A 206-nucleotide genomic window follows, 5' to 3' on the forward strand; every position below is an offset into this window, starting at 1 on the left:
TATCAATGCCCACGGCACCTCGACGATGGCCGACACGATCGAGCTCGGCGCCGTCGAGCGGCTGCTGGGCGATGCCGCCGGCAAGGTGTCGATGTCCTCCACCAAGTCCGCGACCGGCCATCTTCTGGGCGCGGCCGGCGCGATCGAGGCGATCTTTTCGACGCTGGCGATCCGCGACAACATCGCGCCGCCGACGCTCAACCTCG

At 68.4% G+C, this 206-nt stretch carries 1 pseudogene; it reads left to right on the forward strand.

Annotated features, from left to right (window positions below):
• Positions 1–206: pseudogene (locus B4E36_RS01005) on the forward strand (beta-ketoacyl-ACP synthase II); the annotation flags it as partial.

The organism is Martelella sp. UBA3392 (assembly GCF_002358775.1).
In the GTDB taxonomy this organism is placed as follows: domain Bacteria; phylum Pseudomonadota; class Alphaproteobacteria; order Rhizobiales; family Rhizobiaceae; genus Martelella; species Martelella mediterranea.